15 protein-coding genes are annotated in these 12,988 nt (G+C 55.4%); 7 read left to right on the top strand and 8 right to left on the bottom strand.

Features of this window, described 5'->3' with window-relative positions; genetic code table 11:
* Nucleotides 1-68 precede the first annotated feature (68 nt).
* Genes Q0835_RS09840 through Q0835_RS09830 form a run of 3 tightly spaced genes read left to right on the top strand, consistent with a single transcriptional unit; the run spans nt 69 to nt 2,835 of the window.
* Entirely contained in the window at nt 69-557 is a 489-nt protein-coding gene (locus Q0835_RS09840) for a TRAP transporter small permease (protein ID WP_298960723.1), read from the top strand.
* A complete protein-coding gene (locus tag Q0835_RS09835; RefSeq protein ID WP_298960722.1) occupies nt 554-1,834 on the top strand; it encodes a TRAP transporter large permease subunit in 1,281 nt (426 codons plus the stop codon). The genes Q0835_RS09840 and Q0835_RS09835 overlap by 4 nt, the downstream gene beginning before the upstream one ends.
* Before the next feature lie 17 nt (nt 1,835-1,851).
* Nucleotides 1,852-2,835 (top strand): DctP family TRAP transporter solute-binding subunit, encoded by a 984-nt coding sequence (locus Q0835_RS09830; protein ID WP_298960720.1) that lies wholly within the window; start codon nt 1,852-1,854, stop codon nt 2,833-2,835.
* Nucleotides 2,836-2,842: 7 nt separating this feature from the next.
* Here Q0835_RS09830 and Q0835_RS09825 read toward each other — a convergent pair whose 3' ends face one another.
* The 5 genes from Q0835_RS09825 to Q0835_RS09805 all read right to left on the bottom strand — a co-directional run bounded on the left by Q0835_RS09825 (nt 2,843) and on the right by Q0835_RS09805 (nt 6,451).
* A complete protein-coding gene (locus tag Q0835_RS09825; RefSeq protein WP_298822774.1) occupies nt 2,843-3,859 on the bottom strand; it encodes a LacI family DNA-binding transcriptional regulator in 1,017 nt (338 codons plus the stop codon).
* 111 nt (nt 3,860-3,970) lie between these two features.
* On the bottom strand, nt 3,971-4,303 hold the full coding sequence (locus Q0835_RS09820) for a hypothetical protein (protein WP_152503759.1): 333 nt from the start codon (nt 4,301-4,303) through the stop codon (nt 3,971-3,973).
* Nucleotides 4,300-5,187 (bottom strand): NAD(P)-dependent oxidoreductase, encoded by an 888-nt coding sequence (locus tag Q0835_RS09815; protein WP_298960718.1) that lies wholly within the window; start codon nt 5,185-5,187, stop codon nt 4,300-4,302. Before Q0835_RS09815 ends, Q0835_RS09820 begins: the two co-directional genes overlap by 4 nt.
* Nucleotides 5,184-5,684: a gluconokinase gene (locus Q0835_RS09810; RefSeq protein ID WP_298822806.1), complete on the bottom strand. Its 501-nt coding sequence runs from the start codon at nt 5,682-5,684 to the stop codon at nt 5,184-5,186. Before Q0835_RS09810 ends, Q0835_RS09815 begins: the two co-directional genes overlap by 4 nt.
* Nucleotides 5,684-6,451, bottom strand: a complete 768-nt coding sequence (locus tag Q0835_RS09805; RefSeq protein WP_298822776.1) for an SDR family oxidoreductase — start codon at nt 6,449-6,451, stop codon at nt 5,684-5,686. Before Q0835_RS09805 ends, Q0835_RS09810 begins: the two co-directional genes overlap by 1 nt.
* 85 nt (nt 6,452-6,536) lie before the next feature.
* On the opposite strand from Q0835_RS09805, the gene Q0835_RS09800 reads away from it, so the two are divergent.
* Both Q0835_RS09800 and Q0835_RS09795 read left to right on the top strand, forming a co-directional pair.
* Nucleotides 6,537-7,484, top strand: a complete 948-nt coding sequence (locus tag Q0835_RS09800) for a 2-hydroxyacid dehydrogenase (RefSeq protein ID WP_298960716.1) — start codon at nt 6,537-6,539, stop codon at nt 7,482-7,484.
* Between the two features lie 7 nt (nt 7,485-7,491).
* Nucleotides 7,492-8,523: an L-idonate 5-dehydrogenase gene (locus Q0835_RS09795; RefSeq protein WP_298822778.1), complete on the top strand. Its 1,032-nt coding sequence runs from the start codon at nt 7,492-7,494 to the stop codon at nt 8,521-8,523.
* 148 nt (nt 8,524-8,671) lie between these two features.
* Here Q0835_RS09795 and Q0835_RS09790 read toward each other — a convergent pair whose 3' ends face one another.
* Nucleotides 8,672-9,088 (bottom strand): heme-binding protein, encoded by a 417-nt coding sequence (locus tag Q0835_RS09790; RefSeq protein ID WP_298960714.1) that lies wholly within the window; start codon nt 9,086-9,088, stop codon nt 8,672-8,674.
* Nucleotides 9,089-9,303: 215 nt separating this feature from the next.
* Between Q0835_RS09790 and Q0835_RS09785 the strand changes: the two genes are divergently transcribed.
* Nucleotides 9,304-9,651 carry a cupin domain-containing protein gene (locus Q0835_RS09785; protein ID WP_298822780.1) on the top strand — a complete coding sequence of 116 codons (348 nt, stop codon included), beginning with the start codon at nt 9,304-9,306 and terminating at the stop codon, nt 9,649-9,651.
* Between the two features lie 173 nt (nt 9,652-9,824).
* On the opposite strand, the gene Q0835_RS09780 is transcribed toward Q0835_RS09785, so the two are convergent.
* A complete protein-coding gene (locus tag Q0835_RS09780; RefSeq protein ID WP_298822781.1) occupies nt 9,825-10,520 on the bottom strand; it encodes a FadR/GntR family transcriptional regulator in 696 nt (231 codons plus the stop codon).
* Between the two features lie 11 nt (nt 10,521-10,531).
* On the bottom strand, nt 10,532-11,248 hold the full coding sequence (locus Q0835_RS09775) for a ribonuclease activity regulator RraA (RefSeq protein ID WP_298822782.1): 717 nt from the start codon (nt 11,246-11,248) through the stop codon (nt 10,532-10,534).
* Between the two features lie 638 nt (nt 11,249-11,886).
* Between Q0835_RS09775 and ugpC the strand changes: the two genes are divergently transcribed.
* Nucleotides 11,887-12,987, top strand: a complete 1,101-nt coding sequence (ugpC, locus tag Q0835_RS09770; protein ID WP_298960712.1) for a sn-glycerol-3-phosphate ABC transporter ATP-binding protein UgpC — start codon at nt 11,887-11,889, stop codon at nt 12,985-12,987.
* Nucleotide 12,988 lies beyond the last annotated feature (1 nt).

The raw sequence follows: 12,988 nt of genomic DNA, 5'->3' as shown, positions 1-12,988 counted from the left end.
ACATAATAAGGTTATCGATAACCTAAAGGCAAATTTGCACTTGAGTGATCGATTTTCGGGAGGAAAAATTGGTTTATTGGCGGTGGCTATGGCGCTTCGTTGACTGGATGATGGCAGCGCTGCTTCTGGCGATGATTGTGCTGGTATTCACAAACGTGGTCCTGCGATACGGCTTTTCTTCCGGGTTGCGACCATCCGTTGAGCTGTCACGACTGGGTCTGGTGTGGGTTGTCATGCTCGGTGCGGCCGTGGTTCTGCGCAGAAGTGAGCATCTCGCGGTAACGGAATTTTCCGAAGTGCTGTTTCCCAAACTTGTGCCTTTTCTGCGTCGCTTGGCCTACCTCGTCATTCTGGTTGCGGTGCTCATGCTGTTCTGGGGTGCGTTTCGTCAGATGAACGCAAACTGGAACAACATTTCGCAACTGACCGGGTTGCCGTCCGCTCTGTTTTATCTTGCCGGTGTTGTCTCCGCCGTTCTGATGACCGTCATTGCGGCTGTGCGCGTGTTTTTCCCGGACGCCCTCGACTTCGACGAAGAACGGGGGGGAAATCATTGACCCTCCTGCTTTTTCTGAGTGTCCTGATCGGCGCTATTCTTCTCGGGTTACCGGTTGCTTTTGCCCTGCTTCTGGCAGCAATCGCACTGATGCTTCAATTGAATCTGTTCAGCGCCGACATACTGGCACAGGCGCTCATCAATGGGGTCGACAGCTTTCCGCTGCTTGCAATTCCGTTTTTCCTGGTCGCCGGCGAAGTGATGTCCACCGGCGGATTGTCCAAGCGCATCGTGCGCATGGCGGTTTCCATGATCGGTCACAAGCGTGGTGGTCTCGGGTATGTAGCCATTTTGACGGCGATCCTTCTTGCGGGCCTGTCAGGGTCTGCTGTCGCTGACGCTGCGGCTCTGGTCGCGATCCTCTATCCGATGATGCAAAAAGCTGGCTATCCCAGCGGCCGTTCGGTGGGCCTGCTTGCGTCCGGTGGGATCATTGCGCCCGTGATCCCACCTTCCTTGCCACTCATCCTGATCGGAGTTGCCGGAAACATTTCAATCAAGAACCTGTTCCTGGGCGGCATTGTCCCCGGCTTGATGATGGGCCTCGCATTAATGCTGGTCTGGAATGTGCTCATGCGGAGCGAAAACGTCGAGACGCTCGAGCGTGCAACAGCCCAAGAACGCATCGCCGCCTTCAAGGATGGCATCTGGGCGTTGTTTCTGCCGATTATCATCATCGGAGGCATTCGCTTTGGCGTCTTTACACCTACGGAAGCCGCGGTGGTCGCAGCCGTCTACGCGATCCTTGTCTCTACAGTGATCTACCGGGAGATGACGCTGCGGGGTTTCTTCCAGATACTCGTGAATGCAGGCCGTTCAACGGCCATGGTGATGTTTCTGGTCGGCTGCGCCATGGTGGCTGCTTGGCTCATCACCGTTGCGCAACTGCCGCAACAACTTGCGACCTTGCTAGGACCGTTGGTCGAGAATCCGCGCCTGCTGATGGCCGTCATCATGATATTGGTGCTGTGTGTCGGCATGGTGATGGATCTGTCACCAACTATCCTCATCCTGGTGCCACTGCTTATGCCAGTGGTCAAGTTGGCCAACATCGACCCTGTCTATTTCGGTTTGATGTTCGTCATCAACTGCTCCATCGGACTGATCACACCTCCAGTTGGAACTGTCCTGAACGTCGTTTGCGGCGTCGGCCGTGTGCCGATGTCAGCGGCGGTCAAAGGCTCTTGGCCTTTCATCGCTGCATATCTGGTGCTCCTCGCACTCTTCGTTGCGTTCCCGAGCATCATCACGGTCCCGATGAAATGGTTCATCGGCTGAGTAGGGAGGAATTCTCAATGAAAAATCACCTGACAAAAATTGGTCTGGCAACGTTCCTGACGCTGAGCATGGCAACATCATCTCTCGCAGAGGTCACTTTGAAGTTTGCACATGCAGCTCCGGAGACCGATCTGCAGCAGGATCTTGCGAAGTTCTTTCAAAAAGAAGTCGATGCGCGCACGAACGGCGAAGTCAAGGTTCAAATCTTTCCTCAGGGACAGCTTGGAATTGACGCGACCATGATCGATGGCGCGCGGGCCGGTATCATCGATGTCGTCATGGTTGGCCTCAACAATTTTTCCGGTTTGATGCCGGAATCAGCTGCCTTCACGCTGCCTTTCATGTTCCCGACGCGCGAGACGGCGTATTCGGTTCTGGATGGCGACGTCGGTCAGAGCGTTCTTGCAAAATTCGAAGATCATGGTCTGAAAGGGCTTGGGTATCCCGAGAACGGCTACCGCAATATGACCAACAACAAAGGTCCTATCCGCACACCCGATGATGTTGCGGGATTGCGCATGCGCGTCAACAATTCCAAAGCGCTTAACGACATGTTTGCCGCGCTGGATGCGAACCCACAGCAAATCCCGGTAGCTGAGCTTTATACAGCGCTGGAAACAGGTGTTGTCGACAGTCAGGACCACCCGATCGGGGTCACGCTCTCCTTCAAGTTCTATGAGGTTCAGGACTATTTGAGCATGACGCAACATGCTTATTCACCCCTGGCGGTTGCGATGAACCTGAACAAGTTCAACGGTCTGACCGAAGAGCAGCAAAAGACTGTGCTTGAAGTTGCCGCCGAAGCTGTTGCCATGCAGCGCGAGTTGAGCATCTCCAAGGAAGACGAGATGATCACAGCGCTTGAAGAAGCAGGGATGAAAGTCAACCGCGATGTGGATGGAGCGGCATTTCAGGACAAGGTGAAGCCTGTTTGGGACGCCTTTATCGAGCAAAATGGCGATACGCTTGTGAATGCCATTCTTGCAGCGTCGCAGAAATGACCGCTGCTTAAGAGCTGGATTGTCTAATGCTTAGCTGTGGCCCGATTTCCAGCCGGATCGGGTCACAGTCGTTATCGCCGGAGCCTCGTAGCAGCGAGACAATAATTTCCCCTGTCTTGTGTCCGATTTCGACCGGATGTGGATCAACCGTCGTGAGTGTCGGCACACAGACCGATGAGATGTCATAGGCACCGAAACCGGCTATGGCGATGTCTTCCGGCACCCGCACGTCTTTGCGCATGCACTCGGTCAGGGCACCGAACGCCGACAGATCCGATACGCAGATAACTGCGTCCGTGTCCGGAAAATCCCTCAAGAGCAGGGACATCGCATCGGCTCCCTCGCGCATTGAAATCGGCGGTTCTCCCGCGCCGATCAATCTATCCTTCGAAAGATTGTGCCGGTTCATCGCATTGATGAAACCGCGGCGGCGGTCCGCACCACGTGTGTCGCCATCGGTATCCCCTCCGATAAAGGCGATGCGTTTTCGGCCGGTTTTAACCAGATGCCCGACAAGGTCATGCATAGTGGCGGAATTGGAAAACCCGACGACGTGACCTATCGGATCTTCAGGCAGGTCCCAGGTCTCGATGACGGGGATTTTTGCTCTTGCAAGAAGTTGACGGGTCCGGTCGGTGTGGCGCCCGCCTGTCAGCACAATGGCTTCGGGACGTCGTTTCAGGAACTGCTCGACAATCCGCTCCTCTTCTCGGATGTCGTAGTTGGAATATCCGAGGAGCACCTGCAGGTCCGAAGCCTTGAGGACTTCGGAAAGCGCGCCAACCGTATCGGCAAAGTTCGCATTGTTGATGGAAGGGATCGTCACGGCGACGAAGCCGGTACGCTGCGACTTGAAGGTTGCAGCGGTGCTGTCGAATACATATCCGAGATCGTCGGCAATTTGCAGGATGCGTTTGCGTGTCTTCTCACCGACAGATGCGTGCTTCTTGAAGGCACGGCTGACGGTCATCACGGAAACGCCCGCCTTTTCAGCCACATCCTTCATTGTAACAGGTCGTTGCATACGCCCTCCGCTCTCAAAACAGGCGTAAAACTGTCAGAACGCACTAGCAACTGCAAACAAGACTGCCGGCTGATGGTCATGCGCTCTGACGAAACCAAGAATTCGGCGGTTTCAGCCTGTGTATTCGTTGGCCTCGGTTACGTGGTGATGAATGCGGCCATCGAAAAACTCGGCCACTATCTCGCCCGTGACTTCGCGCGATTCGTTGCGCGCGGCGCTTTCCAGTGCACCCGCCATTGCAGTTTTGTCCGGATAGGTAATGGCCAGGATGAGCGGAAATTCCGGCGCTCCTTCATCCCGCTCCTCTCCAAACATGACACGCACATCCGTGTTGCCGGGAAACTGCCGCCACAGGGGAACAAGCCGTTCGGTTACCGCAGATCTGAACGCATCCGTTCGGCCTGTCTTGATGCTGCCCTCGAAAAGCGCGAAACGGGTGATCATTGAAACTGCTCCTTGTCGGGTCCCTTGAAAAATTCCATCAGTGCGGCCTGGTCTTCGCCGCCAAGTCCGGCGGAGGTCAGCATCCTGTGCACCTCGGCGCACAAGGCCGTCAGGGGCATGGCGGTATGGGTTCGGCGTGCAAGATCCTGCGCGCCGTTGAGGTCCTTGACCATGTTGTCGATCCGTCCCGTGCGCCTGTAATCCTTGTCGACGAAACGAGGCATGTATTCCTGCAGGATGGCACTATCTGCCCGTCCGCCCTTGAGCGCTGTCGGTATTTTTTGAGCGTCTACACCGGCGTCCAGCGCGAGCTGAGTTGCTTCCGCAACTGCCAGAAATCCGAGACCGCAAAGAACCTGATTGATGAGTTTGGTTGTCTGGCCCGCGCCAACCGGGCCCATATGGGTGTAGTTGCTCGAGACGTGTTTCAGGATCCGGTGCGCATCCTTGACATCGGCTTCTGCACCACCGGCCATCAACGTCAGCTCACCGATCAAGGCTTTGGGCGCACCACCCGACAGGGGGCTGTCCACCCAACGCAATCCGGCATCCGCTGCCTTCGCCGCCAGAGCCTTGGTCGCATCCGGGTCGATGGATGACATGTCGATGATGAGAGTGCCTGGCCGCGCGCCGGAGGAAACACCGTTCTCGCCAAAAACCGCGATCTCGACGATCTTGGGCGAATTCAGGCTTGTCACCACAAAGTCCGCCTGGGCCGCTGCTTCAGCGGCCGAGGCTGCAGCAGTGGCACCTTTCTCGACCAGGGCAGAAACTTTTTTGGCGTCCAGATCGAACACGGTCAGTGTGTTGCCGGTTTCCAGAAGACGCGTTCCGATCGCGCCTCCCATGGCGCCAGCACCGATTAGAGCTGCTTTTTCGCTCATTTTGTTTCCCTTCGAAGTCCGGACAACAAGGTGGCGATCACCATATCCGGTGTTTGGTCGATTGATGCGGAGACGAACATTTCGTCCACGGCAGGCGGTTCCAGCGTCGCGAGCTGGCTGTCCAGCAGGGCGACAGGCATGAAGTGTCCCGATCTGTTGTTCATGCGGCTGGTAAGAATGTCACGTGACCCCTCCAGATAGAGAAAAGTCACGGGTCGTTCAGCTCTGCCGGAGATGCGTTCCCGATAGATACGTCTGAGCGCTGAACAGGCGATGACAGTCGGTTCATCCGCTTCCTTCAGTCTGTCTCCGACCTTGTCCAGCCAAGGAGCGCGATCTTCATCTGTCAGTGGTTCGCCGCGGCCCATTTTTGCAATGTTTTCTTCCGGGTGCAGGTCGTCACCATCAACAAATGTCCCGCCAATCGCACGGGCGAAACCGCGACCGATTTCCGATTTGCCGCAGCCCGATACGCCCATGACGACATAGGCAACCATCACAGGCACGCCGAAATGCCACCGTCGACAAAGACGGTTGTACCATTGACGAATGAGGAGGCATCGGAGGACAGGAACACACAGGTTCCGACGAGCTCCTCTACTTTGCCCCAGCGGCCGGCTGGCGTGCGTTTTTCCAGCCAGGCGCTGAACTCAGGATCATTCACAAGCGCTGCGTTCAGCGGTGTGTCGAAGTACCCTGGTGCGAGCCCGTTGCACTGCAGGCCGTGCTTGGCCCAGTCGGTCGCCATACCTTTGGTCAGGTTCGCTACCGCTCCCTTTGTCGCTGTATAGGGTGCAATGCCGGGACGTGCGAGGGCCGTTTGAACGGAGCAGATATTGACGATCTTGCCGGCACCTCGTGTGATCATGTGGCGCGCAACCGCCTGTCCGACATGGAAAACAGAGGCAATGTTCGTCTGGAGAAGGCGCTCGAACGCATCCGCCGGAAAGTCTTCCAGCTGCGTCCGGTGCTGCATGCCCGCATTGTTCACGAGAATATCGATGGGGCCTTTGGCCGCTTCGAAGTCGTCGACAGCCTTTCGAACGGCATCATGATCGGTCACATCGAAAAGCAGTTCCTCAACGCTGAAGCCCTCCGAGCGAAGCTGCGTGGCCGCCGTGGCTAGCTTGTCCGCCGAACGGCCGTTTAGAACGATCTTGGCACCGGCGGCCGCGAGACCGCGCGCCAATGCAAAGCCGATTCCTTGCGAAGAGCCGGTAATCAGCGCCCGCTTTCCGGACAGATCAAACAGTGAAAGGCTCATCGAATTTCCTTTTTGACGCGAATTGATTGACAGTTTTTTCGAATATGTTATCGATAACATTAGTTGTCAAGTAGGGAGCGTGCCAATGAGCAAACCCGACATTCTTCAAGTCGGTCCGTATCCGGAGTGGGATCAAATCCCGCTCCAGGAGAGTTTTCACATGCACAAGTTGTTTGAGGCATCAGACGCTGGAGCCTTTCTGTCTTCGGTTGGCGAGAGCGTCCGCGGGATCGCAACGCGCGGAGAGCTGGGTGCAGACAGGGCCATGATCGAAGCCTGTCCCAACGTCGAGGTCATTTCCGTATATGGCGTCGGGTTTGACGCGGTGGACCTTCAGGTCTGCCGGGAGCGCAATATTCGCGTGACCAACACGCCTGACGTTCTGACCAACGACGTCGCTGACCTTGGTGTTGCAATGATGCTTGCACAATCGCGCGGGCTCGTCGGTGCGGAAACCTGGGTCAGGGATGGCAGTTGGGTCGAAAAGGGGCTCTATCCTCTAAAAAGCCGCGTATGGGGCAAGAAGGCTGGCATTCTCGGTCTTGGCCGGATCGGGTTTGAAGTCGGCAAAAGGCTTGCTGGCTTCGATCTTGATATCGCCTACAGCGACATCGGTCCGAAGGAATATGCCGCGGATTGGACATTTGTGCCCGATGCAGTCGAACTGGCGCGTCACTCGGACTTCCTTTTTGTTACTCTCGCAGCCTCGGCGGAAACCCGGCACATCGTCAACAGTCAGGTGATTGAGGCAATTGGCCCACAAGGCATGGTGATCAATATCAGCCGCGCGTCGAATATCGACGAGAACGCTTTGTTGGATGCACTTGAAAACGGACGCCTCGGGGCAGCTGCCCTTGACGTGTTTGAGGGCGAGCCCGCACTGAACCCGCGGTTTCTGGAATTGAACAACGTGCTTTTGCAGCCGCACCACGCCTCCGGTACCGTTGAAACCAGAAAGGCCATGGGCAAGTTGGTACGCGACAATCTGAAGGCGCATTTCGATGGCCGCGAACTATTGACGCCTGTGCTGTGAGGACATCATGAAAGCCATAGTGATTCACGCAGCCGAAGACCTGCGCATTGAGGAGCAGAGCGTCGCCCCCCCTGGTCCAGGTGAGGTTCAGATCGAACTCGCGAGAGGCGGCATTTGCGGCTCCGATCTGCACTACTATAACCATGGCGGCTTCGGTCCGGTTCGCTTGAAAGAGCCAATGATCCTCGGTCATGAAGTTGCAGGTCATATCACCGCTCTAGGCGAAGGCGTTTCAGGCCTGTCCATTGGACAGCTGGTCGCCGTATCGCCGTCGCGACCTTGCGGGAACTGCCGGTTCTGCAACGAGGGACAATTCAATCAGTGCCTGAATATGCGGTTCTACGGCAGCGCAATGCCCTTTCCGCATATTCAGGGAGCATTTCGTGAGGTTCTTGTTGCAGATGCTTCGCAGTGCGCACCAGCTGATGGATTGTCTCCCGGAGAAGCGGCCATGGCAGAGCCGCTCGCCGTGTGTCTGCATGCCGTGCGTAATGCCGGCAGCATGCTTGGAAAGTCTGTCCTGGTGACAGGATGCGGTCCGATCGGGATCCTATGCATCCTCGCGGCACGTCGCGCCGGTGCGGACCTCATCGTTGCAACGGATCTCAGTGCATTCACGCTTTCCAAGGCTGAAACGGCCGGAGCCGATCGTGTCATCAATATGGCCGAAACTCCGGAAGGGCTTGAGGCCTATTTCGCCGACAAGGGTACGTTCGATGTTCTTTTCGAATGCTCAGGAGCAGCCCCGGCACTTGCTTCCGGTATTTCAGCGATGCGACCGGGCGGCACAATCGTTCAGCTCGGTCTTGGCGGCGATATGCCGGTGCCAATGATGGCGCTGACGGCCAAGGAACTTTCCTTGAAGGGCTCATTTCGGTTTCACGAAGAGTTCTTTACCGGCGTCAGTCTGATGCAAAAGGGTCTGATCGACGTCAAGCCGTTCATCACTCAGACATTCCCGCTCAGCGATGCAGTTGCCGCTTTCAAGACAGCCGGGGACCGCAGCCAGGCCGTCAAGGCGCAGATCGCCTTTAACTGAGAAGCAGCAGCATTCCTTTCTTGAAGCAGCGCGCTGGCCGGGTCTCCCAATTGAGAGGCCCGGCCGGTTCTGCATTCGTGGCCAAGACTCTCAAAAGAGCGCGCAGCACTTCATGGTCAAGCGCTGACCGATCAAAGGATTGATGACCTCAAGTTTCAGCGCCAATGGCCGCAAGTGCAGCACGCGCGACTTCAATGTCTTGTTCTCCTGACCCAGAGCCAACGCCAATGCCGCCAAGCACCACACCGTTGACGACAATCGGCATTCCACCGGGAAGTCCGGTCACGTTTCCACCGGTCGCAAGTCCGATCAGAGTGCGGACTTCCTCTGGAACATTGACGGTGGCCGCGCCAATGGAAGCTGCCGTCAATGCTTTCGCAAGAGCACTTTTCCGGCTTAGAAATTTTGCTCCGGTCATGCGGATTTCCGCCAGGACTTCGCCGCTGGCATCCACGATGACAATGCATTGTGGCTGACCGATTTCTTCAGCTTTTGCGACAGCAGCCGTCAAGAGTGTCAAGGTGCCCTGATGGGTCAGGACTTGGGTTGTCTGGGTCGTTTCCACATCGCTCTCCAAAATGATATCGATAACATTCTGCTGTTTTGTGCCAGACTTGCAAGCCCCGATAGGGGGTGATGCTGGAGTGACTGGGAATACCGGAGGTATTGTGGGGACTTGCCGAACGGTGACTGCGGAACCGCATTTTTCAATTGCATGTCGACTTTCGATTGTTTACAAATAAAACAAATCAAATACAAATTTTACAACTAGGCAACGACATGATTGTAAATTCTGATGCAGCCTCTGAATGGATGGACAGCGGACCTGGTGCAAAGCGGCGCATTCTTTGTGAGGACAAAGACATCATGATGGTCGAGTTCCGGTTTGAAAAAGGTGGCGAGGGCGCTGCCCACAATCATCCTCACTTGCAAACGACTTATGTTGCCTCGGGGCGCTTTCGTTTCACGGTGGAGGGTCAGACCAAAGTGCTTGGGCCAGGAGATGCGATGGTCATTCCCTCAAACGCCATTCATTCGTGTGTCTGTGAAGAGGCTGGCAGCCTCCTTGATGCCTTCACACCGCGCCGCGATGACTTTCTAGAGGCTCATGGTTGGCCGCAAACCTAATTGACTTCCCTCCCGAGGAAAGAACAGCTGTCGTTTGTCCTTCACTTAGGTGCGGGACGGCGGCAGCTGCTTCGGCTTTCGGCGTCTTCGCGGAAACATCGTCTCTGAACTAATTTCTCAGACGGGTTCACGCATCCCCGTGCAGTGTATCAGTTGCAATCAAACGGTGAGGATCAGCCCTCAAAAATGCGCTTGCGGGCATTTTCAACATGGGCTCGCATGGCGTTACGGGCCGCGCCGCGGTCGCCTTTCTCGATAGCTTCGAAAATTTCATAATGCTCAGCTTGAACCAGCTTCATACGGTCTTGAGGCTTGGTAAGTGAAAGATTGCGGGTCAGGTTCATGCCGGTCAGAATATTTGGCTTCATGGACGACCGTGCCGCGACGAAATACTTGTTATCTGCCGCATTGCAGACCGCAACATGAAAGATCTCGTCCGCAGCCACGCCCAACTCTCCCTCGGCGATGCAACGGTCAAGTTCGGTCAGAGAAGCGCGCAGTTCGTTCAGATCCGAATCCGTGCGTCTTTCAGCGGCCAGATAAGCAGCTTCTCCTTCCACTGCAGCCCTGAATTCAAAAGTACGCTGAATGTCGGCAATCGAACCGATGGGTGCAAAATCGAGAATAGCGCCCTCCGGACGCCGCTTCACGAAAGACCCCGACCCTTGGCGGGATACGATGACATCGTCTTCGCGCAATTGTTTCAGAGCCTGGCGCAGCACCGGGCGGGAAACTCCGAGCTCACTTGAAAGAACCTGCTCCGTTGGAAGTTTGCCGCCAACTGGAATGTCGCCATCCATGATTTTGGACAGGATATTTTCATAGGCGCGATCGGACAGTGTTCTGTCCCGCACCTGCCGTTCGCTCAAGTGGGTTTGATTTACCGTCCGTTTTTCTGCCGCCACACTATAAACCTGTCTTCGGTAGACGGATCAGTCGGGGGGTAGAGCCCGAATGTTGATGCGCCTTGTTTCACCATCTCCATCACGAAGTCTTCGAAGACCGTCATTTCGGCAGCTTCGTTCGCTACTTCATTTGCCATATGTTTCGGTATGCAAACAACTCCCTCGTTGTCGCCAACAATAATATCGCCCGGAAACACGGATACGCCGCCGCATGCTATCGGATCATTTACCGCAACAGCATGATGCTTCGTCAAGTTGGTCGGTGCGCTTGGTCTTGCATGATAACCGGGCATGTCGAGTTCGGCAATTTCAGGTGTATCGCGAAACCCGCCATCGGTGACAACGCCGGCGCATCCTCTGGCCTGCAGGCGCATCGCCAGGATGCAGCCGGCGGACGCGGCCGAAGCGTCTCCTCGGGAATCAATTACGAAAACGGCTCCATGCGGACATTCCTCAACGCCCTTCCGCTGGGCATTTGTTCTGTCTGCAAAGGAATCCAGGTTGTCCAGGTCTTCGCGTGCTGGAATGTAGCGCAGCGTGTAGGCCGGCCCAATCATGTTCGGCCCTTTGCGAAGCCTGTGCAGGCCCTGCAGGAATATGTTTCGAAGTCCGCGTTTGAACATGACAGTCGTCAGAGTTGCTGTGCTGACTCGCAACAGTTTTTCGTGAGTTTCGGTGCTCAATCCGCTCATGGCGTACGTTCCACCGTTTCGGCAGTTTTCGCTTGGCTGGGTCATAGGCTGATGAATAACGCTGACTTGCCAACTTGTCAATAATTTGTAAAATCTAAATGAAGAGAGAATTTTGACGTCATTTCAGAGGCGTGCAAAATACATAATATTTTTATATGTTTAAAAACAGATGCTTAAGAGATAGTTGGAAACTATTTCAAATTTCTGAGGGTGGAGTTCCATGTGTGCAATGCGTTTCAAGGACTTTAAAAAAATGCGTTTTTGTAATTTATTTGTAAAAATTAATCTTGAATTGTGACTCTGCATCTTGTAAGGCATGAATGCATGGCGCGCTGCACGGCGATGTGATGTGTCGCTGTACAACGCGATCGTCCAGACGCGATGAGCATCAAAGGCAGAAGTCTGAAACGTGAATTAAAACAGTTGTCTGACTTGGTTCAGAAACTCGGTTCGACAAATGTTCAAAATGCGCGAGAGCGGTCTCTAGATACCCGGTAGGGCCTGATAGGGAGTTGGGCCAAGGCCAAGAGATCGAAAAATGTTTAAATTTGTAAGCCGGATACCACCGGGCGAGTCTCTGTCGCCCGAACGATGAGCTATGGCTGATTGGCAGGTTGTCCGGCTTCCAGGGAGGAAGCATGTCCGGAGTTGTCCTTAGCAAAATTGTGAAGAAATACGGGGCGCTTCAAGTCGTGCATGGGATAGATCTTAGGATCGATCCAAAGGAGTTTGTGGTTCTGGTCGGTCCCTCCGGCTGCGGCAAATCCACCACGCTTCGCATGATTGCCGGACTGGAAGCCATCACGGGCGGCGCGCTTACCATTGATGATCGCGTTGTTAACAAGGTCGCGCCCAAGGACCGGGACGTCGCCATGGTCTTCCAGAACTACGCGCTCTACCCGCATTTGAACGTTGCTGACAATATCGCATTCGGTCTCAGGATACGAAAGGTCCCCAAAGCCGAAATCAAGAAAGCCGTACATGAAGTTGCAGAGATCCTGGGCCTGACGGACTACCTCGCGCGCAGGCCTTCTGACCTGTCCGGCGGGCAGCGTCAGCGGGTCGCAATGGGCCGGGCAATTGTCCGGCACCCGAAGGTCTTCTTGTTTGACGAACCGCTTTCCAACCTCGACGCCAAGTTGCGGACCCAGATGCGGGCCGAAATCAAGAGGCTGCACAAACGGCTCGGCGTCACCAGCATTTACGTGACTCACGATCAGGTCGAGGCCATGACGCTCGCCGACCGAATTGTTGTGATGAACCAGGGTGTGATCGAGCAAATCGGAACACCGATGGATCTGTTCAACAACCCTGCAAACAGGTTTGTTGCCGGATTTATCGGCTCGCCGCCAATGAACCAGCTCCATGGTTTTCTGGAAGCTGGCGACAGCGGGCCTCTGGCTCAGGTCGGACGAATTAAAGTGAAGTTGCCCAAATCGGAATCTCTCCGGCACGAAACCGGCAGGCCGGTCATTTTGGGAATTCGCCCGGAACATGTCACCGTCAATGAGGTTCCCGGATCTTTCCCGATCAATGTCAATCTCGACCTTGTGGAAACGCTGGGTTCGGAAGCGTTGTTGCACACTGACTTCGACGGAATGTCCTTTGTTGCCCGTGTCGAGACACTTGGAGACGTGGGCCATCTGACCGGTGTCGATACGCTCCATGTCCGGCCCGATCTCATGAAGCTGTTTGACGCCGAGACCGGTCGGTCCCTTTCTCTTGAGGCAGGGGCTTGAT

The organism is uncultured Roseibium sp. (assembly GCF_947499295.1).
In the GTDB taxonomy this organism is placed as follows: Bacteria; Pseudomonadota; Alphaproteobacteria; order Rhizobiales; family Stappiaceae; genus Roseibium.
Note: the sequence above shows the minus strand (reverse complement) of the source record. Positions and strands in the feature narration are given on the sequence as shown.

Bases quoted from the DNA above. Each gene is read 5' to 3' on its own strand.
- Q0835_RS09805 (WP_298822776.1), bottom strand. From the start codon at position 6,451: ATGAGCCTTTCACTGTTTGATCTGTCCGGAAAGCGGGCGCTGATTACC.
- Q0835_RS09800 (WP_298960716.1), top strand. From the start codon at position 6,537: ATGAGCAAACCCGACATTCTTCAAGTCGGTCCGTATCCGGAGTGGGAT.
- Q0835_RS09810 (WP_298822806.1), bottom strand. From the start codon at position 5,684: ATGGTTGCCTATGTCGTCATGGGCGTATCGGGCTGCGGCAAATCGGAA.
- Q0835_RS09795 (WP_298822778.1), top strand. From the start codon at position 7,492: ATGAAAGCCATAGTGATTCACGCAGCCGAAGACCTGCGCATTGAGGAG.
- Q0835_RS09830 (WP_298960720.1), top strand. From the start codon at position 1,852: ATGAAAAATCACCTGACAAAAATTGGTCTGGCAACGTTCCTGACGCTG.
- Q0835_RS09825 (WP_298822774.1), bottom strand. From the start codon at position 3,859: ATGCAACGACCTGTTACAATGAAGGATGTGGCTGAAAAGGCGGGCGTT.
- Q0835_RS09820 (WP_152503759.1), bottom strand. From the start codon at position 4,303: ATGATCACCCGTTTCGCGCTTTTCGAGGGCAGCATCAAGACAGGCCGA.
- Q0835_RS09775 (WP_298822782.1), bottom strand. From the start codon at position 11,248: ATGAGCGGATTGAGCACCGAAACTCACGAAAAACTGTTGCGAGTCAGC.
- ugpC (WP_298960712.1), top strand. From the start codon at position 11,887: ATGTCCGGAGTTGTCCTTAGCAAAATTGTGAAGAAATACGGGGCGCTT.
- Q0835_RS09815 (WP_298960718.1), bottom strand. From the start codon at position 5,187: ATGAGCGAAAAAGCAGCTCTAATCGGTGCTGGCGCCATGGGAGGCGCG.
- Q0835_RS09785 (WP_298822780.1), top strand. From the start codon at position 9,304: ATGATTGTAAATTCTGATGCAGCCTCTGAATGGATGGACAGCGGACCT.